At 66.3% G+C, this 21,774-nt stretch carries 19 protein-coding genes; 10 read left to right on the top strand and 9 right to left on the bottom strand.

Translation table 11 applies throughout. The features are described 5' to 3' along the window. The first annotated feature begins 104 nt into the window (after positions 1-104). Positions 105-1,409: a guanine deaminase gene (gene guaD / locus CE453_RS20895; RefSeq protein ID WP_089178057.1), complete on the top strand. Its 1,305-nt coding sequence runs from the start codon at positions 105-107 to the stop codon at positions 1,407-1,409. Positions 1,410-1,538: 129 nt separating this feature from the next. Here guaD and CE453_RS20890 read toward each other — a convergent pair whose 3' ends face one another. The 5 genes from CE453_RS20890 to CE453_RS20870 all read right to left on the bottom strand — a co-directional run bounded on the left by CE453_RS20890 (position 1,539) and on the right by CE453_RS20870 (position 8,050). Continuing rightward, positions 1,539-2,396 (bottom strand): D-amino-acid transaminase, encoded by an 858-nt coding sequence (locus CE453_RS20890; RefSeq protein ID WP_089176324.1) that lies wholly within the window; start codon positions 2,394-2,396, stop codon positions 1,539-1,541. Between the two features lie 144 nt (positions 2,397-2,540). Then, positions 2,541-4,142, bottom strand: a complete 1,602-nt coding sequence (locus tag CE453_RS20885) for a peptide ABC transporter substrate-binding protein (RefSeq protein WP_089176323.1) — start codon at positions 4,140-4,142, stop codon at positions 2,541-2,543. Between the two features lie 144 nt (positions 4,143-4,286). Next, entirely contained in the window at positions 4,287-6,587 is a 2,301-nt protein-coding gene (locus CE453_RS20880) for an NADP-dependent malic enzyme (RefSeq protein ID WP_089176322.1), read from the bottom strand. Positions 6,588-6,864: 277 nt separating this feature from the next. Beyond that, positions 6,865-7,101, bottom strand: a complete 237-nt coding sequence (locus tag CE453_RS20875; RefSeq protein WP_038361355.1) for an Lrp/AsnC ligand binding domain-containing protein — start codon at positions 7,099-7,101, stop codon at positions 6,865-6,867. Between the two features lie 109 nt (positions 7,102-7,210). Then, a complete protein-coding gene (locus CE453_RS20870) occupies positions 7,211-8,050 on the bottom strand; it encodes an alpha/beta hydrolase (protein WP_089176321.1) in 840 nt (279 codons plus the stop codon). Between the two features lie 106 nt (positions 8,051-8,156). On the opposite strand from CE453_RS20870, the gene CE453_RS20865 reads away from it, so the two are divergent. Beyond that, positions 8,157-9,158, top strand: a complete 1,002-nt coding sequence (locus CE453_RS20865; RefSeq protein ID WP_089176320.1) for an asparaginase — start codon at positions 8,157-8,159, stop codon at positions 9,156-9,158. On the opposite strand, the gene CE453_RS20860 is transcribed toward CE453_RS20865, so the two are convergent. Continuing rightward, positions 9,151-10,515, bottom strand: a complete 1,365-nt coding sequence (locus CE453_RS20860; RefSeq protein WP_157733135.1) for a TIGR03808 family TAT-translocated repetitive protein — start codon at positions 10,513-10,515, stop codon at positions 9,151-9,153. The two genes, CE453_RS20865 and CE453_RS20860, sit on opposite strands and share 8 nt — an antisense overlap. Before the next feature lie 81 nt (positions 10,516-10,596). Continuing rightward, a complete protein-coding gene (meaB, locus tag CE453_RS20855; protein ID WP_089178056.1) occupies positions 10,597-11,583 on the bottom strand; it encodes a methylmalonyl Co-A mutase-associated GTPase MeaB in 987 nt (328 codons plus the stop codon). 131 nt (positions 11,584-11,714) lie between these two features. Between meaB and CE453_RS20850 the strand changes: the two genes are divergently transcribed. The 3 genes from CE453_RS20850 (at position 11,715) to CE453_RS20840 (ending at position 14,900) form a co-directional block, all read left to right on the top strand. Further along, positions 11,715-12,866: an alpha/beta hydrolase gene (locus CE453_RS20850; RefSeq protein ID WP_248308143.1), complete on the top strand. Its 1,152-nt coding sequence runs from the start codon at positions 11,715-11,717 to the stop codon at positions 12,864-12,866. 132 nt (positions 12,867-12,998) lie between these two features. Beyond that, positions 12,999-14,006, top strand: a complete 1,008-nt coding sequence (locus CE453_RS20845; RefSeq protein ID WP_089176317.1) for an alpha/beta hydrolase — start codon at positions 12,999-13,001, stop codon at positions 14,004-14,006. Then, positions 14,007-14,900, top strand: a complete 894-nt coding sequence (locus CE453_RS20840) for an alpha/beta hydrolase family protein (RefSeq protein WP_089176316.1) — start codon at positions 14,007-14,009, stop codon at positions 14,898-14,900. Between the two features lie 2 nt (positions 14,901-14,902). Here CE453_RS20840 and CE453_RS20835 read toward each other — a convergent pair whose 3' ends face one another. Continuing rightward, a complete protein-coding gene (locus CE453_RS20835) occupies positions 14,903-15,373 on the bottom strand; it encodes an Lrp/AsnC family transcriptional regulator (protein WP_089176315.1) in 471 nt (156 codons plus the stop codon). A gap of 127 nt (positions 15,374-15,500) precedes the next feature. On the opposite strand from CE453_RS20835, the gene CE453_RS20830 reads away from it, so the two are divergent. Then, a complete protein-coding gene (locus tag CE453_RS20830) occupies positions 15,501-16,784 on the top strand; it encodes a cystathionine gamma-synthase family protein (protein WP_089176314.1) in 1,284 nt (427 codons plus the stop codon). A gap of 6 nt (positions 16,785-16,790) precedes the next feature. On the opposite strand, the gene CE453_RS20825 is transcribed toward CE453_RS20830, so the two are convergent. After that, complete coding sequence (locus CE453_RS20825; RefSeq protein WP_089176313.1) at positions 16,791-17,528, bottom strand: DUF3750 domain-containing protein; 738 nt, start codon at positions 17,526-17,528, stop codon at positions 16,791-16,793. Between the two features lie 182 nt (positions 17,529-17,710). Between CE453_RS20825 and CE453_RS20815 the strand changes: the two genes are divergently transcribed. The 4 genes from CE453_RS20815 to CE453_RS20800 are packed head-to-tail and all read left to right on the top strand — an operon-like array spanning position 17,711 to position 21,703. Beyond that, positions 17,711-18,823, top strand: coding sequence for a polyamine ABC transporter substrate-binding protein (locus CE453_RS20815; RefSeq protein ID WP_472840959.1), 1,113 nt, complete (start codon positions 17,711-17,713; stop codon positions 18,821-18,823). Positions 18,824-18,849: 26 nt separating this feature from the next. Further along, the gene (locus tag CE453_RS20810) at positions 18,850-20,019 is read left to right on the top strand and encodes an ABC transporter ATP-binding protein (RefSeq protein ID WP_089178054.1); all 1,170 of its coding nucleotides are present in this window, start codon (positions 18,850-18,852) and stop codon (positions 20,017-20,019) included. After that, positions 20,016-20,918, top strand: a complete 903-nt coding sequence (locus tag CE453_RS20805; RefSeq protein ID WP_089176311.1) for an ABC transporter permease — start codon at positions 20,016-20,018, stop codon at positions 20,916-20,918. Before CE453_RS20810 ends, CE453_RS20805 begins: the two co-directional genes overlap by 4 nt. Next, positions 20,915-21,703, top strand: coding sequence for an ABC transporter permease (locus CE453_RS20800; RefSeq protein ID WP_089176310.1), 789 nt, complete (start codon positions 20,915-20,917; stop codon positions 21,701-21,703). The genes CE453_RS20805 and CE453_RS20800 overlap by 4 nt, the downstream gene beginning before the upstream one ends. Positions 21,704-21,774 lie beyond the last annotated feature (71 nt).

The following is a 21,774-nucleotide window of genomic DNA, read 5'->3' as shown; positions in this document are numbered from 1 at the left end:
GCTCGCAATCCCAGTCATGCCCGCAGATTAGGCATGATCCGCGCTTGGCCGGAAGCTTTGATTTGGTGCAGATGTGATGTGGATTTGTGCCGGAGCCGCTGATCGTGACCGCATCTTCCGCCATTCGTGCCTTGCGCGGCCGCTTGCTCTGGTTCGTGGGTGATCCGGACGCCGCGGGCGATGCGGCTCACCGCTATGTCGAGGACGGCCTGCTCGTCATCGAGAACGGGCTGGTCAGGGCGGCCGGCGAGGCGCGGGACCTGCTGCGGACGCTGCCGGCGGACGCCGACATCGTCGACCATCGCCCGCATCTGATCATGCCGGGCTTCATCGATGCCCATATCCACATGCCGCAGACCCAGGTCGTCGCCTCCTATGGCGCACAGCTCATGGAATGGCTGAACAAATACACCTTCGTCGAGGAGCAGAAGCTGTCCCAACAGGGCCATGCGGAAAAGCTTTCGCGCTTCTTCCTCGACGAGCTTCTGGCCAACGGCACCACCACCGCGGCGGTCTATTGCTCGGTCCATCCGCAATCGGCCGAGGCCTTCTTTGCTGAATCGCAACGGCGCAATACGCGCATGATCGCCGGCAAGGTGATGATGGACCGCAATGCGCCGCAAGCTCTGACCGATACGGCCGAGAGCGGCTATCGCGATTCGAAGGCGCTGATCGCACGCTGGCACGGCAAGGGCCGGCAGCTCTACGCCATCACGCCGCGCTTCGCGATCACCTCGACGCCAGAGCAGATGGCGGCGGCTGGACGCCTCGCGGCCGAACATCCCGGCTGCCATGTGCAGACCCACATCGACGAAAACCGGGCCGAGATCGCATTTGCCTGCGAACTCTACCCGGAAGCGGCCGACTATGCCGACATCTATCGGCGCTACGGCCTGCTCGGGGCGAGGAGTCTGATGGGCCACTGCATCCACATGACCCATAATGAATGGCAGGCCTTCGCCGAGACAGGGGCGGTCGCGGTCTTTTGCCCGACCTCGAACCTCTTCCTCGGCTCAGGTCTGTTCGACTGGGCCCACGCCCGGCAGCGCGGCGTGAAGGTCGCTGTCGCCACCGATATCGGCGGCGGCACCTCCTATTCGATGCTCCGCACGATGGCCGAGGCCTACAAGGTGCTGCAGTTGCAGGGGCAGTCGCTCTCGGCCTTCTCGGCGCTGCATGCGATCACGCGCGGCAACGCAATGGCGCTCGGCCTCGATCAATGGGTCGGGAGCTTCGAACCGGGCCGCGAGGCGGACGTCATCGTGCTCGATACGGGCGCGACCCGGGCGATGGCGCACCGCATGGAGACGGTGCGCGATCTGGCGGAGGAGCTGTTCGTGCTCGTCACGCTCGGCGACGAGCGCAATGTCGCCGCGACCTATGTGATGGGGGAGCGGGCCGGGCCGTAACGACCTTTTCGTTACGCCGTCATCCCGGGGGCAGCGAAGCAGAGACCCGGGATCCATGCCGGAACGGCTCAGGCATGGATCCCGGATCAGCGCGGTTTCGCCGCTTGTCCGGGATGACCCGCGTCGAGATCAGCCCAGCACGCCACCCTTGCGGGCGTAGTCGATATAGATCTCGCGCAGGCGCTGCGCGGTCGGGCCAGGCGCGCCGTTGTGGATCGTGTGGCCGTCGATCGTGGTCACCGGCATGACGAGGCTGGTCGCGGAGGTGATGAAAGCCTCCTCGGCGTCGAGCGCCTCTTCCAGCGTGAACTCGCGCTCCTCGAAGGTGAAGCCGGATTCCGCGAGATAGGCGAGCACCGCCTTGCGAGTGATGCCGGGCAGCACCTTGTGCGAGAGCGGGCGCGAGATCAGCGTCTTGCCCTTGACGATCCACGCGGTGGAGGAGGCGCCCTCCGTCACCACGCCGTCCTCGACCAGCCAGGCCTCCTGCGCACCGCTTTCGAGCGCGAACTGCTTGGCGAGTACGGGGGCAAGCAGGTTGACGCTCTTGATGTCGCGGCGAGCCCAGCGCAGGTCCGGCGTCGACACGACTTTGATGCCGGTCTTGGCCGCGGGCGCGTTTACGAAGTTGCGGGCCTGGGTGAACATCACCAGGGTGGGAGCGATATCCTTCGGGAAGGGGAAGTCGCGATCGGCGGCACCGCGCGAGACCTGCAGGTAGATGCCGCCCTCGTCGAGGTTGTTGCACTTGATCAGCTCCTGATGGATCGCGACCAGCTCGGCTTTCGACCAGGGAAGGTTCAGCCGGATCTCGCCGCAGGAGCGCTCGAGGCGGGCAAGATGCGCTTCGCAGTCGACGAGCTTGCCGCCGATCACCGCCGAAACCTCGTAGATGCCGTCGCCGAAGATGAAGCCGCGATCGAAGACGGAAATCTTCGCCTCTTCCTCCGGGAGGTAGGCGCCGTTGACATAGACGATGCGGCTCATGGATGCGGACTCTGCTGTGAGAAGGAAGACCGCCTCCTTCCTAGCGAAGCTTGGCTCTGCTTGCGAGCGCCAAGCCGGGAAATCGGCCCGGCGTCTGGCGCAGAGCTATGAAGCTGGCTGCCTCGTCGTCCTGCGGTCCGCCGATCAGGCCGTCAAGCTCAGGAATCGGGTCGGAATGGCGCCGCGCAGATTCTGCTCGAAGCCGACAAGCTTCTGCGAGACGAGGTTCTTGGTCGAGTAGTGCAGCACGGGGATCCAGGGTTGCTCCGTCGTGACGATGCTGTCGGCCTCGCGCAGGATCGCGGCGCGCTTGGCGATGTCGAGCTCGTCATCGGCGAGCTTCATCAGCGCGTCGAAGCGCGGATTGGCATATTTGCCGATGTTGAAGCCAGGATTGTCGCTCTCGAACAGGAACAGGAAGTTCTGCGGGTCGGAATAGTCGCCGATCCAGCCGTAGCGGGCGACGTCGAAGTCGCCGCCATCGCGCAGATAGGCGAAATGCGTGCGGAAATCCGTCTCGACGAAGCGCGTCTCGACCCCGATCGCCCGCCACTGCTCGGCGATGGCGACGGCGGTGTTCCGGTTGTTGTCGGTGGTGTTGAAGCGGAACTCGATGTTGAGCGGCACGCCGTTGCCGAAACCGGCCGAGGCCAGGAGCTGCTGCGCCTCGTCCTCGCGCTCCAGCACCGACTCGTAGCGGAAATCCATTTCCGCCCGCTCGCCGTAATTGCCGATATGGGGCGGGATGACGCCATAGGCCGGCAGCATCGTGCCGCCCCAGATCGAATCGGCGATGAAGTCCCGGTCGATCTGGAGGGAGAGCGCGCGCCGCACGCGCGGATCGTCGAAAGGCTGCTTGGCCGTGTTGATGATCAGGAAATAGGTCGCGAGATAAGGACCGATCCGCACTTGGTCGCCAAGCTTGCGCTGCAGTTCCTTGAACTGATCGGCCGGAATGTCGGTCGTCAGCTGTAGCTCGCCGGCCTGGAAGCGACGTGCCGCGGCAGCGAGGTCAGGCGTCGGATAGAAGATCACGGTATCGATCTTCACGGCGGGCGCAGCATGGAAATGCGGGTTCCGGTCGAGCCGGATATGCGAGTTCGGTACGAATTCCTTGAGCTTGTAGGCCCCGTTGGTGATCCAGCTTTCGGTGCTGCCCGGGTCGAGGCGCGCTTTCGCCGCGCTCGCGGGGTGGACCGGCAGCGCGCTCTGATGGGTCAGCAGCTCCAGCAGGTAGGGCGTCGGCCGCTCAAGCGCGATCTCGAGTGTTCGTTCGTCCGGCGCTTGCACGCCGAGATGGTCGAGCGAGGAACCGGTGGTAGCCTTGTGGATCGCTTCGGCCCCACGGATCGGAAACAGCAGATTCGCGTATTTCGCTCCGGTTTCCGGATTGATGATCCGCCTGAAGGAATAGACGAAGTCGCTCGCTCTGAACGGTTCCCCGTTCGACCATTTGGCATCGCTGCGCAGCCGGAAGCGCCAGAGCTTACCGTCGTCGCTCGTCGTCCAGCTTTCCGCGACGCCCGGAACGACCTCGCCCTTCATGTTGTGGATGACGAGGCCCTCGCGCAGGTCGCGCAGGAGATGGGCCTCCGCGACGGTGGAGGTTCGGTGCGGGTCGAGCGTTTCCGGCTCGCCGTCATTGCCCCGGTGGAAGATGGCTGCACCTTGCGCCGCAGCACCTCGGAACGTCGCGAGCAGGGCAGCGAATGCCAGGGGTGCGCAGCGGCGGGTAACGTCGAGCATGGCAACCACTCCTTGCGCCGGGCACCGGCGCGAGCGTTGCCCGACTCAAGGAAGTAGAACCCGGCAGATTGAGTCTGCCAAGCCGGAAAAAGCCTGTGCCAACTAAGGTTTCGGAGGCGGCACTGTCAGCAGCTGGCGGCAGGCCTATTTGCCCGCCGCCACGGCTGCGCTCTCCTGCGCCTCGACCACCGCGACCGCCGTCATGTTGACCACGCCGCGCGCCGTGACCGAACCGGTCAGGATATGGGCGGGCTTCGCCGTGCCGATCAGGATCGGCCCGACGGGGAGCGCATCGGCCATCACCTTGGCGAACTGATAGGAGATGTTGGCGGCGTCGAGATTGGGGAAGATCAGGACGTTCGCCATGTCCTTCAGCGTCGAGGAGGGCAGCACGCGCTCGCGGATCATCGGCACGAGGGCGGTGTCGGCCTCCATCTCGCCGTCGCATTCGAGGTTGGGCGCGCGTTCGCGGATCAGCTTCAGCGCCTTGCGCATCTTCAGCGAGCTCGGCGTATCGGCGGCGCCGAAATCGGAGTGCGAAAGCAGCGCGATCTTCGGCTCGAGGCCGAAGCGCTGGACATGGCTCGCGGCCAGCACCGTCATGTCCGCGATCTCTTCTGCCGTCGGATCCGCCTTCACATGCGTGTCCGAGAGGAAGAACGCGCCCTTGTTGGTGATGATCAGGGTCATTGCCGCGAGGTCGCAGACGCCGGGCGCCAGGCCGATGATGTCCTTGATGTGCCGCAGGCGCGACATGAAGCGGCCTTCGAGCCCGGAGATCATCGCATCCGCCTCGCCGCGCGCCACGGCGAGCGCCGCGATCACGGTGTTGTTGGTGCGCACCAGCGCGCGTGCCGCCTCGGGCGTGATGCCGCGCCGGCCGGCGATGTCGAGATAGGTCTGGACGTAGTCGCGATAGCGCGGATCGTCCTCGGGATTGACCACCTGGAAGTCGATGCCGGGCTTGAGCGTGAGGCCGAAGCGCTGGATACGGGTCTCGATCACGCTTGGACGGCCGATCAGGATCGGGATGGCGAGGCCTTCCTCCAGCGCGACCTGGGCGGCGCGCAGCACGCGCTCATCCTCGCCCTCGGCGTAGATCACGCGCTTGGGATCGGCCTTCGCCTGCTGGAACAGCGGCTTCATGATGAAGCCGGAGCGGAAGACGAAGCGCGAGAGCTGCTCGCGATAGGCTTCGACGTCGACCAGCGGTTTGCGGGCGACGCCCGTCACCATGGCAGCCTCGGCCACGGCCGGCGCGATACGCATGATCAGGCGCGGGTCGAAGGGATTCGGGATCAGCGAGGTCGCGCCGAAGGTCGAGGCTTCGCCGCCATAGGCGCGGGCGGCGACGTCCGAGGTCGCTTCGCGGGCGAGCGACGCGATGGCACGCACGGCGGCGAGCTTCATCGCCTCGTTGATCGTGGTCGCCTGCACGTCGAGCGCGCCGCGGAAGATGTAGGGGAAGCACAGGACGTTGTTGACCTGGTTCGGATAGTCCGAGCGGCCGGTGCAGATCATCGCGTCGGGGCGGACGGCGAGCGCATCCTCGGGCGTGATCTCCGGGCTCGGATTGGCGAGCGCCAGGATCAGGGGCTTCGGCGCCATGCGCTTGGCCATCTCCGGCTTCAGCACGCCGGCCGCGGAGACGCCGAGAAAGATGTCGGCATCGCCGATGATGTCGTTCAGCGTGCGGGCCTCGGTCTCCTGCGCATAGACCTCCTTCCAGCGGTCCATCAGCGTGTTGCGGCCCTTGTAGACCACGCCGTCGATGTCCGAGACCCAGATGTTCTTGCGCTGGGCGCCGAGCTCGACCAGCAGGTTGATGCAGGCGATGGCAGCCGCGCCGGCGCCAGAGACGACGATTTTGACGTCGGCGATCTTCTTGCCCGCGAGGTCGAGGCCGTTCAGGACGGCCGCGCCGACGATGATCGCCGTGCCGTGCTGGTCGTCATGGAAGACCGGGATCTTCATCCGGGCCTTGAGTTGCTCCTCGATCTCGAAGCATTCCGGGCCCTTGATGTCCTCGAGATTGATGCCGCCGAAGGTCGGCTCCAGCGCAGCGACCACGTCGACGAACTTCTCGATGTTCTTCTGCTCGACCTCGATGTCGAAGCAGTCGATGCCGGCGAATTTCTTGAAGAGGACGGCCTTGCCTTCCATCACCGGCTTCGAGGCCAGCGGGCCGATATCGCCGAGGCCGAGCACGGCCGTGCCGTTGGTGACGACGGCGACGAGGTTCTGCCGCGAGGTGAGCTCGGCCGCTTCCGCGGGGTCGTCGACGATCGCCTCGCAGGCGGCAGCGACGCCGGGCGAATAGGCCAGCGCCAGGTCGCGCTGGTTGCCGAGTGGCTTGGTCGCCTGGATCTCGAGCTTACCGGGCCGGGGCTGCCGATGATAGACGAGGGCGCCCGAGCGCAGATCGGTGGAGAGCGTGCTTTTCATGGCGCGATGGTCCCTGCAGTCCGAAGGATGCTGGTCGCGCGAAAGCCCCCATGCCGTCAAGCCGTCGGGATGTCGTTGGCAGTTTTGCCGCGGCGGAAAGAAGGTTGCCGCGTCGATCTGTCAGTGGGAAGGCCGCTCGAACGCGAGCAACAGATTCTTGAATCAGTTTGGCAAGTGGTTGAATCGCTGCGCGAAGAACGGCGCGCAAGCTGCTGAAGTGATTCAGCGAACGCTTTGCTGAATCAGAGCCTGCCGCCGCTGAACCAATGGCGGCCGCTCAGAATGCCTTGAAGGTGATGATCGTATGCGTATCGGCGATCTCGGGGATCGACTGCACCTTCTGCGCGACGAAATGGCCGATATCGACATCGGCCGCGACGTGGAACTTGGCCAGGATGTCGTAGTTGCCGGCTGTCGAATAGATCTCGGAGGCGATCTCGCGATCGGCCAGTTCGCTGGCGACCTCGTAGGTCTTGCCGAGCTTGCATTTGATCTCGACGAAGAAGGTCTGCATCGCGCGCTCCGAAACTCTCTCGAGCATGGGAGACGGATTCACCGGCCAGGCCGTTCAGCCTTGCCGGATCCGGCTCTGAAGTCTGGATAGAATCCCCGGTGCCCGAAGATCAAGCACCGGCGAGTGCCGCAATCCGTCGCGTCATCGGATTGTCGGGGTCGGTCAGGCCGGCGATCACGGTGAAATGGTTGGCGTCCGCGATCTCCTCATAGCGCGTCTGCACGCCTTCCAGCCCCCAGACATCGACGAGGCGGCGGCTCTGCCGATGGTATTCCTCGCTTTCCGCCCCGCCCACGACCGCATCCATGATGAGTCGTGACGGCGCCGGCCAGAACAGCGGGCTCTCCCGCTCGGCGGCCTCCAGGCTGAGCCCGAGCGCCTTGTTGATGCTCGTCTCGGTCAGGGGCTTGAGATTGTAGAGGCCCGAGATGCCATAGGCCGCCGGCACGAGCCGGTCGGGCAGGTCGGGATCGACATTGTGCCAGTTGGTCGCCAGCGTGCAGGCCGAGAGGTGCCCGCCGGCGGAGTGTCCCGTCGCCACGACTGGCAAGCCGTAGCGTCGCCACAGCGCCGCCGCCGCCTGCTGCAGTTCCCAGACGATATGGCCGAGATGGACTTGCGGGCTGAGATCGTAGCCGACCACGGCGACGGGGAGGCCGAGCCGGTTCAGTCCGCGCGCCATATGCGAGAAAAAGCTGCGGTCGAGCGCCTGCCAGTAGCCGCCGTGGATGAACATGACGAGCGCGTTGCCCTGCGCCGTCTCGGGCTTGAACAGGTCGTAGCGCTGGCGCTCGCCCTCACCATAGGAAAGGCCGAGCTCGCACAGCGCGGTTGCGCGATAGGCGGCGGCATCGGCCTGCCAGCCGGCGATGATGCCGGGATGCTCCGGCACGCGGGCGCGGTTGTTGTATTCGGCTTCGTAGTCCGGCGGCATCGCGATCTGGTCCATGGCGGCGCACCGTGGCAGCCACGAAGGTTTTCCGCCAGTGCTTTTGACAACCCCGGCGCCCGGCAGCAAAAGCGATGCGCCCATCGACCGGGCAGTGGAGGCCACCATGGAAAATCCTGTCCTTGCCGAAGTCACGCGCGGCAACACCGTCGAGTCGCGCCATCGCGGCGCGGCGATCGTCGTCGACGCCGATGGCGGGGTGGTCATCTCCGTCGGCGATGTCGAGCGCCCGGTCTTCCCGCGCTCGGCCGTGAAGGCGATCCAGGCCCTGCCGCTCCTCGAGAGCGGTGCCGCCGACCGCTATGGGCTGACCGAGGCCGAGATCGCGCTCGCCGTCTCCTCGCATTCCGGTGAGCCGCTTCACGCCGAGACCTCGCTCGGCATGCTGCGCAAGGCCGGGCGCGATGGCGGCTGCCTCGAATGCGGCGCGCATTGGCCGTCGAACGAGGCGGCGGCGCGGGCGCTGGCGCGCTCCGGGGCGGAACCGACCGCGCTCAACAACAACTGCTCCGGCAAGCATGCCGGCTTCGTCTGCCTCTCCTGTTCGCTCGACGTGGATCCGACCGGCTACGTCAAGCCGGACCATGCCGTCCAGCAGGCGGTGCGTGGCGCGCTCGAATCGGTGACAGGCGCTGCACATTCCAGCGATCGCATGGGCATCGACGGCTGCTCGATCCCCTCCTATGCGGTGCCGTTGAAGGCACTGGCGCTCGGTTTCGCCCGGCTCGGAACCGGCCATGGCTTCGGTCCCGAGCGCGCCAAGGCCGCGGCCCGCATCCGCGCTGCAGCGGCCGCGCACCCCTTCATGGTGGCCGGCACCGGCCGGTTCGATACCCGGTTGATGAGCCTGCTCGGCGCCCGCGCCTTCACCAAGACCGGTGCCGAAGGCGTCTATTGTGCCGCCTTGCCGGAGCTGGGCTACGGCCTCGCGCTCAAATGCGACGACGGTGCCGGGCGCGCTTCCGAGGTCGCATTGGCGGCGCTGGTCGGCCGCTTCCTGCCGATGGACGAGCCGACCGAGGCCGCTTTCGCGCCGCTGCGCGAGGCCGTGCTGAAGAACTGGAACGGCATCGAGGTCGGGCGGGTCCGGGCGCCGGCCGCTAGCTGACCGCGTTGTTCTCGACCCGGACGCCGGCTGCACGCGCGTCCGGGCCTTTCGTCAGGTCGCCGGTGACGAGCTTGCCGTATTCGGTGCCGACCACGGCGCCACCGCGTGCCTCGGCAATGACGTTGTTGGCGATCAGGGCGTTGCGTTCCTTCGGCACCAGCGAGACCGCAATGCCGATGCCCGCCTTACGCACGATGTTGCCAGTGGCGGCGAGGTTGCGCATGCCCCAGGACCAACCCAGCGAGATGCCGATCTCGCTGGCGTTCTCGATGACGTTGCCGGTGACGGCGGCTTCCGCCTCGACATGCACGCCGATGCCGCCGACAGGGGCCTTGCCGTTGGGGGCGACGGCCTTGCGCGCGTTGCGGATGATGTTGTTGGCGAAGACGGCGAGCCGCCCGCCATGGTCGAGATTGGTGATGTTGGCGCCTTGCGCGCAGTCCTCGATCACGTTGTTGGCCATGATCGTGCCCTCGAAGGCGAATTCCGCATAGAGGCCGGCCTCGCCGCAGCGGCGGCCCTGATTGCCGAGGATCTGCGCGCCGGAGCCGGAGTTGTTGCGGATGAAGGTCATGGCGCAGTCGCGCAGCTGATTGCCTTCGATGATGACGCCGCCCGCCCGGTAGAGGCTGATGCCGTTGCCGTTCTGCCCGTCGCCGCCGGCATCGGCGCGGATGCGGTCGACGCGGTTGCCGCGGATGATCGAACGGTCGTCCCCGGCCTCGCTGCGCCAGACCTGGATGCCGTTATTGCCGCAATCCTCGACGGCGTTCTGCTCGATCGTTAGCTCGCGCGAATCCAGCGAGAACAGCGCCGCGTCCCGCATCTTGCGAAAGCTGCTCGTCACGATGCGTCCGCCGCAGCGGTTCAGCGTTAGCCCGACTGAGCCGGCATTGGCGAAGACGAGGTCGGCGATGGCGATCTCGCCGACGGCATCGGCTTCGAGCAAGGCGGAGCGCTGCGGCGAGGGGATGTCGAGCCCATCCAGAACGAGGCCTGACAGGCTGGCTCGCCCGAGATTGCGCGCGATCAGGATCGGCCCGCCATCGGCCGTCACCAGCCGGGTTGCCCCCGGCACGCCGATGAGGCGCGCGCCATCCGGCAGGGAGACCTTGCCGATCCGGTAGCGCCCGGGCGGCAACAGCAGCGGCGCCGAGCGCTTGGCCGCCTCTCCAAGCGCGGTCTGGAGACGCTGCGACTGGTCCTCGCTGGCACCGGGGCGCAAACCGAGCTGCGTCGCATCGAGGCCGAGCTGGCCGAGCGGCGCAGCCGTGCGTGATTGCGCCTGCACCGGCAGGCGCAGCGAAACCGCACCGAGAAGGCCGGTGGTCAGGATGTGACGGCGGGACAGGTTCATGGCGCCTCCTGCACCGGCACCATCAAGCTGCGGGCCAACCCGATTGTCCATGATCGGGATAATCCGTCGCTCCCGCGACGCTCACAGGCCTAGGGCCTGGGCAATCTCGTCGGCGGCGAGCGTCGGCGCCAACGAGCCGGCCGCCACCGCGGCTTCGAGCGCTGGCGTCCGCGCCTTCAGGCCCGGATCGTTCCGGAGCTTTGCCTGCAACCGGTCCTGCACCATCGCCCACATCCATTTCACATCCTGCTGGCGGCGCTTCTGCGTGATCAGCCCTTTGGCTTCGAAACGGCGGTGGTGCTCTTCGACCTTGTTCCAGAGCGCATCGAGCCCGTCACCCGTCAGGCCGGAAACTGTGACGACCGGCGTCGACCATAGCGAATCGGTCGGGGCGAGGATCCGCAAGGCCGCCCGGTATTGCGCCGCTGCCGCGCGCGCGGCGGTCGCTCCGGCGCCGTCGGCCTTGTTGACCGCGATCATGTCGGCAAGCTCGATGATGCCCTTCTTGATGCCCTGCAATTCGTCTCCGGCATTGGGCAGCATCAGCACGAGGAAGAAGTCGGTGAGATCGGCCACCGCCGTCTCCGACTGGCCGACGCCGACCGTCTCGACCAGGATGACGTCGAAGCCGGCGGCCTCGCAGAGCAGCATCGTCTCGCGCGTCTTGGCGGCGACGCCACCCAGGGTGCCGGAGGAGGGAGAAGGGCGGATATAGGCTTGCGGATCGACGGCGAGCCGCGCCATCCGCGTCTTGTCGCCGAGGATCGAGCCGCCGGTGCGGGTCGAGGAGGGGTCGACCGCCAGCACGGCGACCTTGTGCCCCTTCGCCGTCAGATGGCTGCCGAGCGCGTCGATGGTCGTCGATTTGCCGACGCCGGGCACGCCGGTGATGCCGACCCTGATCGCGCCGCCCGTCCGGGGCAGCAATTGCTGGATCAGCGTCCGGGCCTGTTCGCGATGATCGGCCCGGCGCGATTCGGCCAGCGTGATCGCCCGTGCCAGCGCGGCGCGTTCGCCGGCCAGGATGGCGTCGGCCAGCGTTTCGTGGCGGAAGGCGGTGTCGACCATGACGTCAGTTAGCAAGCGGACGGAGCAGGCGGCAAGGCGCCCGGCCGGCGGTGCCTGTCGTGCCCCTGTCATAACGGCATCTTGAACATTCGCCGTTTCGATGAGACGACAGGATAATGATCGGCGTGGCGATGCGGCTTCGGGTGCTTGTTCTGGTGTTGCTCGCGCCCTTGCTGCTGGCCGCGTGCGGCACGCCGCGCGTCCTCGAGCTGACACAGGCGCCGAAGCAGGACATTGCCGGCACCGTCGAGCTTTATGTCGCCACCACGCGCGAACCCTCGGCCCAACCGGTCTGGTTCAGCGGCGAGAGAGGGCCGAAGCTCTCCTTCGCACGGCTCGACGTCACCGTTCCGCGGGACCACAAGCCGGGCCAGCTCGAACTGCCCGACACCGGTTCCGGGCCGGGTGATCCCGCCAAATACTTCACGGCGACCTACCTGCAGCGGCTCGACCTGGCACCGATCGTCTCGGATGTGCGCAAGGAACTGTTGCGCCGCCCGCCGGGCCAGCGCGACGTGCTGGTCTTCGTCCACGGCTACAATACCAACTTCGCCGATGCGGTCTTCCGCTTTGCCCAGATCGTCTACGATTCCGGTTTCAAGGGCGTGCCGGTGCTGTTTTCCTGGCCTTCGCGCGGCGAACTGCTGGCTTATCCCTATGATCGCGAAAGCACGCTCTACTCGCGAGATTTCCTCGAGAAGAACCTGCGCGCCATCGCACGCGATCTTGGCGCCAACCGCATGGACATTCTCGCCCATTCGATGGGAACGTTTCTCACGCTCGAGACGCTGCGCCAGGCCGCCATCCGTGGCGACGGCACCTTCGGCGGGCGGTTGCGCGACGTGATGCTGGCGTCGCCGGATGTCGATCTCGACGTCTTCAAGACGCAGATGGCCCAGATCCGGCGTCCGATCACCGTTTTCGTCTCGGCGGATGATCGAGCGCTCGCATTCTCGCGCCGTTTCAGCGGCGACAAGATGCGGCTCGGCGCCGTGTCCGCGCAGGACACCAAGGCCGTCGCCGAACTCGAGAAGCTTGGCGTCACGCTCATCGATCTGTCGCAGATCTCGGGCGGTGGCCTCAACCATGACAAATTCGCGTCGTCGCCCAGGGTCGTCCAGCTCATCGGCACTCGTCTCCGAGCGGATGGTGGCATCGGCTTTGCCGGCCCGCAGCTCGGCGACCGGATCGGCGATATCGCCGGCGGCGTGGTCGGCACGGTCGGCTCGACGGTCGGGCTGGTGGTCACGACCCCGATCACGATTCTCTCGGGTGGCCGTTGATGTGACGTCCCGGCCACGGGGCAGCGCATTCGACGCGCTCCGACGGCTTCGCCCCATTCTGGCCGCGTTAGCCTGCCCTTAAGTCCCGGTCACCCAGACCCACCCTTTCGCTTGATCCGGATAGCCGCTCCCATGCCTGTTACAAGGCGCGATTTTTCACGCTTCTCGCTGGCCCTTGCATCCCTGCTGCCGCTTGGACTAACCGCTTGCGCGCAGAGCGAGGCGACGGTCTCGCCCTTTTCCGTGCCCGAGCGGGCCGATCTGTCGGCCCTCGGCAAGGATCCGCGGCTCCTGGTGATGACCACGCGCCAATCGGTCGGCAATACCGCACCCTATTTCGGCACCGACCGAGGCCCGCTGACCTTTGCGGAGGTCAGGCTGTCGCCGCCCGGACGCGGCATTGCCGGGCGGGTCTCGTCGGCCGTCGCCGGCGACTGGGCGATCGTCGGCATCGAGCGCGAAACCGCCACCGATGCGGCGCGCGTGTTCTCAAACGCCGCGAACGGCCGCGACGTGCTGCTCTACGTCCACGGTTACAATGAGAGCTTCGAATCCGCCGTCCGCAGCGCCGGCCAGCTGTCGCACTCGCTCGCCTTCCAGGGGCGCACCGCTCTCTTCACCTGGCCCTCGGGCGGCAAGCTGCTCGACTATGCCTATGATCGCGAGAGCGCGCTCTGGTCCCGCGACGGCTTCGTCGAGAGCCTGCGGGCGCTGGTCGCCAACCCGACCATCGGCCGCATCCATATCGTCGCTCATTCGATGGGGACCTTCCTGACCCTGGAAGGGTTGCGCGAGCTGCGGGATTCGCCAGACGTCTATGCACGCATCGGCTCGGTCGTCCTGGCCTCGCCCGACGTCGACATCGACGCCTTCGAGCAGACGGTGAAGCGGCTCGGCCCGCTGGCCAAGCGCATGACGGTCATCATCGATCCGGGCGACCGGGCGCTCGCCGTCTCGGCCCGCATCGCCGGTGGCGTGGCGCGTGCAGGTGCCGCTGACCGTGCGCGCCTCGATGCGCTCGGCATCCGTGTTGCCGATACGGCCGGGCGCGGCTGGAGCCTGCTCAGGCACGACCTCTTCCTGTCGGACAGCGAAGTCACGCAGGTCGTGCGCCGCGCCATGGACCGCGGCGAGAACTGAATGACGATCGCCTTGCGCCTCGGCTCGGTCCTGTTCGGCTTCGTCGTCGGGATCGGGCTGCCGGCTGCAATGGCGCAGACGCCGGCGCCTTTCGCGAGCCCGGGCCGCAGCGCATGGACCTTCGACGATCCGGTCTGGAAAGCGATCGATGTCGCGACCTATACGCCCGAGGCTTGCGCGGCCAGGCCATGCCCTCTGGTGATCGTGATCCACGGCGCCGGGCGCAATGCCGCGAATTCGCGGGACTACTGGGTCGAGGCTGCTGACCGTTATGGCGTGCTCATCGCTGCGCCGCGCTTCGAGAAGGAGCGGTTTTCGAGCAGGCTATTCCAGCAGGGCAACGTGCGGGGAGAGCCGGACCACTCAAGGTGGACCTTCGGTGTCGTCGAAAGATTGTTCGACGCGGCGCGTGCGGCCGGTCGCGCCGCCGGGTCGAGCTACAGGCTTTTCGGGCATTCGGCCGGCGGGCAGTTCGTGCACCGGATGGCGCTGCTGATGCCCGAGGCCCGCTTCTCCAAGGCGGTCGTGGCGAATGCCGGCTACTATACGCGACCTGTCGATGCCGCCGCGGCGGGCGGCTTCGCCTATCCCTATTCGTTGGGCGGCACGCCTGCGACCGACACCACATTGCGCGTCGCGCTCGGCAAGCAGGTCACGGTCATGCTGGGTGACCGCGATACGGATGCGGCTCACCGGGAGCTCAACAGGTCGCCCGGCGCTGAGGATCAGGGAGCGACCCGGTTCGCGCGCGGCCAGCGTTTCATGGCCGACATCCGGGCGACAGCCGTTCGCCTCGGCGTTCCCCTGCAATGGCGCGAGGTCGTCGTGCCGGGCGTGGCGCACCAGCAGAAGCGGATGGCACAGGCCGCGGCCCCCGAACTCCTCGGCCCCTGAATTCAGATCGGCGGCAGGCCGGAGCGCTTCTTGATCGTCGCCAGCGCGAAATTGGATTCGACCGACTGGATGCATTTCAGCCGCGTCACCTTCTGCTTCAGGAAGCGCTCATAGCCTTCGATGCCGTCGGTGACGACACGCAGCAGATAATCCTGCGAGCCGGTCATCAGGTAGCATTCCGCCACCTCGCTCCAGCTCTCGATCGCCTTCTCGAATTCGGCGATGTGTTCCTGGTTCTGCTGGATGAGGCGCACCGAGACGAAGACGCTGAACGGCAGCCCATAGGCCTTCGGGTCGACCACGGCCGTATAGCCCTGGATGACGCCGGTCTCTTCCAGCCGCTTCAGGCGGCGCAGGCACGGCGTCGGGGAAAGACCAACCTTCTGTGAGAGTTCCTGGTTGGTGATCCGCCCGTCCTCCCGGAGCAGGGCGAGAATGCGGCGATCGATCGTATCGAGCATCATATGCTCCATCTTGGCTCATGATGAGCAGAAACATGCAGATGAAGCCATAACGCGAGTGCGATCGACCAAGCAATCGCGTCGGTGCAGGAATATCCTGACCGCAGGGCAACGCGCGCCGGACCGAGGGAGAACAACCATGAGCAACGACAGCTATCACAAGGACCGGATAGCCAACCGCAAGCTCCATCCCGAGACGCTGATGATGGGCTTCGGCTATTCGCCGGCCATGTCGGAAGGCTCGCTGAAGCCGCCGGTCTTCCTGACCTCGACCTTCGTCTTCGAGAACGCCCAGCAGGGCAAGGACTTCTTCGATCTCACCGCCGGTCGCCGCCAGCTCAAGCCCGGCGAGAAATCCGGCCTCGTCTATTCGCGCTTCAACCACCCCAACATGGAGATCCTCGAGGATCGCCTGGCGATCTGGGACGAAGCCGAGAAATGCGCCGTCTTCGCCTCGGGCATGGCCGCGATCGCGACGACCTGCTTCGCCTTCCTGCGCCCCGGCGACACCATCATCCATTCGCGCCCGCTCTATGGCGGCACCGAGACCCTGCTGAAGAACCAGATGGGCGCTTTCGGCGTCACGCCCTTCGGCTTCACCGACGGGCTCGATGTCGCGCAGATGCGCAGTGTCGCCAAGGCGGCGGCCGCCAAGGGCCGCGTCGCGATGATCCTGGTCGAGACCCCGGCCAATCCGACCAACGGCCTCGTCGACCTCGCCGCCTGCAAGGCGATCGCCGACGAGCTTGAGGCGTCGCAGGGCCATCGCCCGCCCGTCGTCGTCGACAACACCCTGCTCGGTCCGAAATACCAGAAGCCGCTCGCGCTCGGCGCGGACCTGACCCTGCTCTCGCTGACCAAATATGTCGGCGGCCACTCCGACCTCGTCGGTGGCTCGATCAGCGGTTCCGAGGCGCTGGTCCGGCAGGTGAAGAGCTGGCGTGGCTCGCTCGGCACGCAGCTCGATCCGAATTCCTGCTGGATGCTGATGCGCTCGCTCGAGACGCTCGACATCCGCATGAGCCGCGCCAACGAGAACGCGAAGCTCGTCGCCGAATACCTCGAGAGCCATCCGAAGGTGGCGAAAGTCCACTATCTCGGCAATCTCAAGGACGGCGATCCGCGCAAGGCGGTCTTCGACCGGCAGTGCACGGCGGCGGGCTCGACCTTCGCCTTCGACGTCAAGGGCGGGGAGAGGGAGGCCTTCGCGCTGCTCGACAATCTGCAGATCATGAAGCTCGCGGTCAGCCTCGGCGGCACCGAGACGCTGGTCTCTCACCCCGCCGCGATGACCCACTCCGGCGTCGCCAGGGAGCTGCGCGAGGAGATCGGGCTGACTGACGCGCTGATCCGCATCTCGGTCGGCATCGAGAACATCGAGGATCTGATCTCGGACCTGGCACAGGCCTTCGAGGCGGTCTGAGGCCGCTCAGACTCCGACCCGTCCCCAGCCCGGCAGCTTCAACGCCGGGCTGCGCAGGTCGAGCCCGGCGACGAGGCCGAGGATATTGATCTCGACGCCTTCGACCCAGCCGATCGTGATGCCGGCCAACCCGTAGAGCGAGGCCTGAAGTCCGGTCCGGCTCGCTGTGAATCCGGCGAAGAGGCCGCTCTCGCGCCAGTCCTTGCCGATGGCGGTCGGCGGCAGGGCCTGACGCAGCTCCGGCACGTCGGTCAGCACATGCTGGACGAAGCTGTTGGAGTTCGGACCTGGCCAGGCGAGGTAGCTGCCGGGTTGCGAATAGGCATAGCTGGCTACTGCAGCACGGATGCGTGGAATCAGGCGCTCGGCGTCCCCGCCTCGGATCTCTGCGACAAGCTCCGGTGTGTTGCCGAACCAGCGGCCGTCCGCCTCGCGATGGTTGACGCGCACCGGCGTGCCCCAGCCGACGACATCGAAGCGCGTATAGGCGGAGGCATTAGCCTCCTTCACCACGATCCATGAATGGTGCGCGAAGATGCCGCGCCAGCGGCCGACGCGGGCCGCGAAGATGTGCACGGTCGCTTCGGGCTCGATCGAGGCGGCGGGCAGGAGCTTGGCACTCGCCCAATCGGCTCGGCGCCAGTCGGGCGCATGGGTCTGCCAGATCCACCAGCCGGCATGGCTCGCGACCGGAAGCAGAAAGGCGAGGGTGAAGAACAGCAGGAAACGGCGGAGAAAGCGCATCAGGCACGGTATGTGCAAGGTCGTGCAGACCGGCAAGGACGGGAGCGATCACGCTTGCGTCAGCCTGCCGGGGCTTTCAGCACCGCTTGCCTGTGTGCAGGCATCAGGCCGCGCCCGATGGCGGTTGATGCCGGGGGGAAAGCTGGTAGCGTGCGCGCGCCTGAGCTTGATGGAGGGGCAGATTGGGTAAGACGACGAAGCGTTTGACCGAGGCCATTGCGGCCTGCGCGATCGGACTGGGACTTCTCGCCGCGCCGGCCGCGGCGCAGGACAAGCAACTCCGGATCTTCAACTGGTCCGACTATGTCGATCCCGAGGTGCTCGACGCGTTCAAGAAAGAGACCGGGATCACCGTCGTCTACGACACCTTCGACCAGATGGAGACGGTCGAGACCAAGCTTCTCGCCGGCAAGACCGGCTACGACCTGATCGTCGTGACGGCTTCCTTCCTGCCTCGGCATATTCCGCTCGGCATCTACCAGCCGATCGACAAGGCCAGGGTGCCCAATCTCAAGAACATCTGGCCCGAGATCCAGACGCGGCTCGCCAAATACGACCCCGACAACAAATACGCCGTGAACTACATGTGGGGCACCACGGGGATCGGCTACAACACCGCCAAGGTCAAGGAACGCCTCGGCCCCGATGCGGTGGTCGACAGTTGGAAGATCGTTTTCGAGCCGGAGCAGCTCAAGAAGCTTTCCAATTGCGGCGTCCATGTCCTCGATGCGACCGAGGAGATGTTCCCGGCAGCTCTGCGCTATCTCGGTCTCGATCCGGATTCGAAGAAGGAAGCGGATCTCAACAAGGCCGGCGAGCTCTTGCGCAAGATCCGGCCCTATATTCAGAAGTTCCATTCCTCCGAATACATCAACGCGCTGGCCAACGGCGATATCTGCCTGGCTGTCGGCTATTCGGGCGACATCCTCCAGGCCAAGAAGCGGGCCGAGGAGGCCAAGAACGGCGTCCAGATCGGTTATTCGATTCCGAAGGAGGGCGCGCTGATGTGGTTCGATTCCTTCGTCATCCCGAAGGACGCGGCCAATGTCGACGCGGCGTTGAAGTTCATCGACTTCGTCAACAAGCCCGAGATGGCGGCGAAGAACTCGGACTTCATCCAGTACGCCAACGGCAACATCACCTCGAAGCCGTTTCTGTCAGCAGCACTGCGCGACAACCCCGGTGTCTACCCGCCGGAGGATGTGATGGGACGACTCTACACGATCACGCCCTACGACCAGAAGTCGCAGCGCCTGGTCAATCGGCTCTGGACCCGCGTGAAGACGGGCAAGTGAGCGCGTTCGGGCAGGGCGCGGCCACCATGAAGAAGACCTCGCCCGGCAGCGTGCGCCGGGCCTTTCAGCCCTGGAACGACCCGGCTGCAAAGCCGTTGGTCGAGTTCCGGGGCGTGACCAAGCGCTTCGGTAACGTCACCGCCGTCGGCGATCTCTCTCTCTTGCTCTATCCGCGCGAATTCTTCGCGCTGCTGGGACCGTCCGGCTGCGGCAAGACCACGCTGATGCGCATGCTCGCCGGTTTCGAGACGCCGGACGAGGGGACGATCCTGCTCGATGGGCAGGATATCACCGCCGTGCCGCCGCATCTGCGCCCGGTCAACATGATGTTCCAGTCCTATGCGCTGTTCCCGCATCTCAGCGTGGCAAGCAACATCGCCTACGGTTTGAAGCGCGAGGGGCTGCCGCGAGCCGAGATCGCCCGCCGGGTCGAGGAAATGCTGGAGCTGGTGAAGCTCACCGGTTTCGGCGGGCGCAAGCCACATCAGCTCTCCGGCGGCCAGCGCCAGCGCGTCGCGCTCGCACGCTCGCTCGCCAAGCGGCCGAAGCTGCTTCTGCTCGACGAGCCGATGGCGGCGCTCGACCGCAAGCTGCGTGAGCAGACCCAGTTCGAGCTGATGGACCTGCAGAGCGAGCTCGGCCTGACCTTCATGGTCGTCACCCACGACCAGGACGAGGCGATGACCATGGCCGACCGCATGGCGGTGATGGATCACGGCAAGCTCGTCCAGATCGGTCCGCCCGACGTGATCTACGAGGCGCCGGCGAACCGCCATGTCGCCGAGTTCGTCGGCGACATCAACATCTTCGAAAGCCGGGTGAAAGCCATCGACGGCGAGCTCGTCCGGGCCTCTGTGCCTCGTGTCGGCACGGTCGATCTCGACGAGGAGGCGCCGGCGCTGAAGCCGGGCGATCCGCTGCTGATCGGCATCCGGCCCGAGAAGATCGAGATCGCCCATGACGAGCCGCCGCAGGCGGTCAACAAGGTCGCGGGCGAGATCTGGGACATCGGCTATCTCGGCGATTTCACCATGATCCAGGTGATGGTCGGCGGGCAGGGCGACGAAGGGGAGGGCGGCCAGCTCATCAAGGTCGCGCTCGCCAACCGTACCCGCCGCCTTGCGCGGCCCTTCGCCTGGGATGACAGGGTCTGGCTCTCCTGGGACGTCGAGGCCGGCGTGGTGCTGCCGCCATGAGCGCAGGCGGTTCCCCGCGACGGCTTGGCCGGCTCGTCGTGGCCGTGCCCTATCTCTGGCTTGCGCTGTTCTTCCTGGTGCCCTTCGCCATCGTGCTGCGCATGGCGTTCTCGCAGGCGGCGACGGCGCTGCCGCCCTATGCGCCGCATTGGGAAGGCATTGCCCAGCTCGGCGATTTCCTGTCGCAGCTCGATCTGGCGAATTTCAGCCTGCTCGGAGACGACCCGCTCTACTGGCAGAGCTATCTCTACTCGCTGCGGCTGGCGGCGACGACGACGCTCGTCGCGCTCGCGATCGGCTATCCGCTCGCCTACGCCATGGCCTCGGCACCGGCGCGCTGGCGCGGCGTGCTGCTCGTCCTCGTCATCCTGCCGTTCTGGACCTCCTTCCTGATCCGCGTCTACGCCTGGATCGGCATCCTGAGGCCCGAAGGACTGCTCGATGCGGCGCTTGGCCTGCTCGGCTTGGAAGGAGAGCCGCTGCGCCTGCTCAACACCGAGACGGCGGTGCTGATCGGCATGGTCTATTCCTACCTGCCCTTCATGGTGCTGCCGCTCTTCGCGACGCTGGAAAAGCTCGATCGCGGGTTGCTCGAAGCGGCGGCCGATCTCGGTGCGACGCCGCTGACGGCCTTCTTCACGGTGACGTTGCCGTTGTCGCTGCCCGGCATTCTCGCCGGCTCGGCGCTCGTCTTCGTCCCGGCCGTGGGCGAGTTCGTTATTCCCGACCTGCTCGGTGGTCCCGATACGGTGATGATCGGCAAGGTGCTCTGGAGCGAGTTCTTCTCGAACCGCGACTGGCCTTTGGCCTCCGCCGTGGCGGTCGTTCTGCTCGTCGTGCTGGTCCTGCCGCTGGTGCTGCTGCAGCGCGCCCGGTTGAAGCGGGAGCTGGCGGCATGAAGCGCCTCGGTCCCGGCCTCATCCTGGCGCTGATCCTCGGCTTCGCCTTCCTCTATCTGCCGATCGTCACGCTGATCGCCTATTCCTTCAACGCCTCGCGCCTCGTCACGGTCTGGGGCGGCTTCTCGACGCATTGGTACGGTGCCCTGATGGCGAATGAGCCGCTGCTCGACGCCGCCTGGCTTTCGATCCGCCTCGGCGTGGTTTCGGCGACGCTGGCGACCGCGCTCGGCACACTGGCGGCGCTGGCGCTCGCCCGCCATGGCCGTTTTCTCGGCCGGACACTGTTCTCCGGCATGGTATTGGCGCCGTTGGTCATGCCCGAGGTGGTGACGGGCCTGTCGCTGCTGTTGCTCTTCGTGGCGGCGGATGTCGAGCGCGGCTTCTGGACCGTGACCATCGCTCACGCGACCTTCAGCCTCGGCTTTGCCTGTATCGTCGTGCAGTCGCGGCTCGCCGGCTTCGATCGCTCGCTGGAGGAGGCGGCACAGGATCTCGGCGCCACGCCCTTCGTCACCTTCTGGACGGTGACCCTGCCGCTGATCTGGCCAGCGGTGGCGGCGGCCTGGATGCTCGCCTTCACGCTCTCGCTCGACGATCTGGTCGTGGCGAGCTTCACCACCGGCCCCGGCGCGACCACGTTGCCGATGCGGCTCTATTCGGCGGTAAAGCTCGGCGTCTCCCCAGAAATCAATGCTGCCTGCACCATCATGATCGCCGCCGTGGCCGTCGTGGTGATCGCGGCCTCGCTCCTGCTCAAGCGCGAACAGCTCTCCGCTAGTTAAACGCGGGCTGAACGGCGCCCTCAAAACCCGTTCAGCCACGACCTGCGAATGTCCGATCCGTGGCGGGGAGG

Source organism: Bosea sp. AS-1, from assembly GCF_002220095.1.
Classification (GTDB): domain Bacteria; phylum Pseudomonadota; class Alphaproteobacteria; order Rhizobiales; family Beijerinckiaceae; genus Allobosea.
Note: the sequence above shows the minus strand (reverse complement) of the source record. Positions and strands in the feature narration are given on the sequence as shown.

Coding starts and splice junctions, on each gene's coding strand:
- CE453_RS20890 (WP_089176324.1), bottom strand. CDS start 2,396: ATGAGCCGCATCGTCTATGTCAACGGCGCCTACCTCCCGGAGGAAGAG.
- CE453_RS20885 (WP_089176323.1), bottom strand. CDS start 4,142: ATGCTCGACGTTACCCGCCGCTGCGCACCCCTGGCATTCGCTGCCCTG.
- CE453_RS20880 (WP_089176322.1), bottom strand. CDS start 6,587: ATGAAAAGCACGCTCTCCACCGATCTGCGCTCGGGCGCCCTCGTCTAT.
- CE453_RS20875 (WP_038361355.1), bottom strand. CDS start 7,101: ATGCAGACCTTCTTCGTCGAGATCAAATGCAAGCTCGGCAAGACCTAC.
- CE453_RS20870 (WP_089176321.1), bottom strand. CDS start 8,050: ATGGACCAGATCGCGATGCCGCCGGACTACGAAGCCGAATACAACAAC.
- CE453_RS20865 (WP_089176320.1), top strand. CDS start 8,157: ATGGAAAATCCTGTCCTTGCCGAAGTCACGCGCGGCAACACCGTCGAG.
- CE453_RS20860 (WP_157733135.1), bottom strand. CDS start 10,515: ATGAACCTGTCCCGCCGTCACATCCTGACCACCGGCCTTCTCGGTGCG.
- meaB (WP_089178056.1), bottom strand. CDS start 11,583: ATGGTCGACACCGCCTTCCGCCACGAAACGCTGGCCGACGCCATCCTG.
- CE453_RS20850 (WP_248308143.1), top strand. CDS start 11,715: ATGCGGCTTCGGGTGCTTGTTCTGGTGTTGCTCGCGCCCTTGCTGCTG.
- CE453_RS20845 (WP_089176317.1), top strand. CDS start 12,999: ATGCCTGTTACAAGGCGCGATTTTTCACGCTTCTCGCTGGCCCTTGCA.
- CE453_RS20840 (WP_089176316.1), top strand. CDS start 14,007: ATGACGATCGCCTTGCGCCTCGGCTCGGTCCTGTTCGGCTTCGTCGTC.
- CE453_RS20835 (WP_089176315.1), bottom strand. CDS start 15,373: ATGGAGCATATGATGCTCGATACGATCGATCGCCGCATTCTCGCCCTG.
- CE453_RS20830 (WP_089176314.1), top strand. CDS start 15,501: ATGAGCAACGACAGCTATCACAAGGACCGGATAGCCAACCGCAAGCTC.
- CE453_RS20825 (WP_089176313.1), bottom strand. CDS start 17,528: ATGCGCTTTCTCCGCCGTTTCCTGCTGTTCTTCACCCTCGCCTTTCTG.
- CE453_RS20810 (WP_089178054.1), top strand. CDS start 18,850: ATGAAGAAGACCTCGCCCGGCAGCGTGCGCCGGGCCTTTCAGCCCTGG.
- CE453_RS20805 (WP_089176311.1), top strand. CDS start 20,016: ATGAGCGCAGGCGGTTCCCCGCGACGGCTTGGCCGGCTCGTCGTGGCC.
- CE453_RS20800 (WP_089176310.1), top strand. CDS start 20,915: ATGAAGCGCCTCGGTCCCGGCCTCATCCTGGCGCTGATCCTCGGCTTC.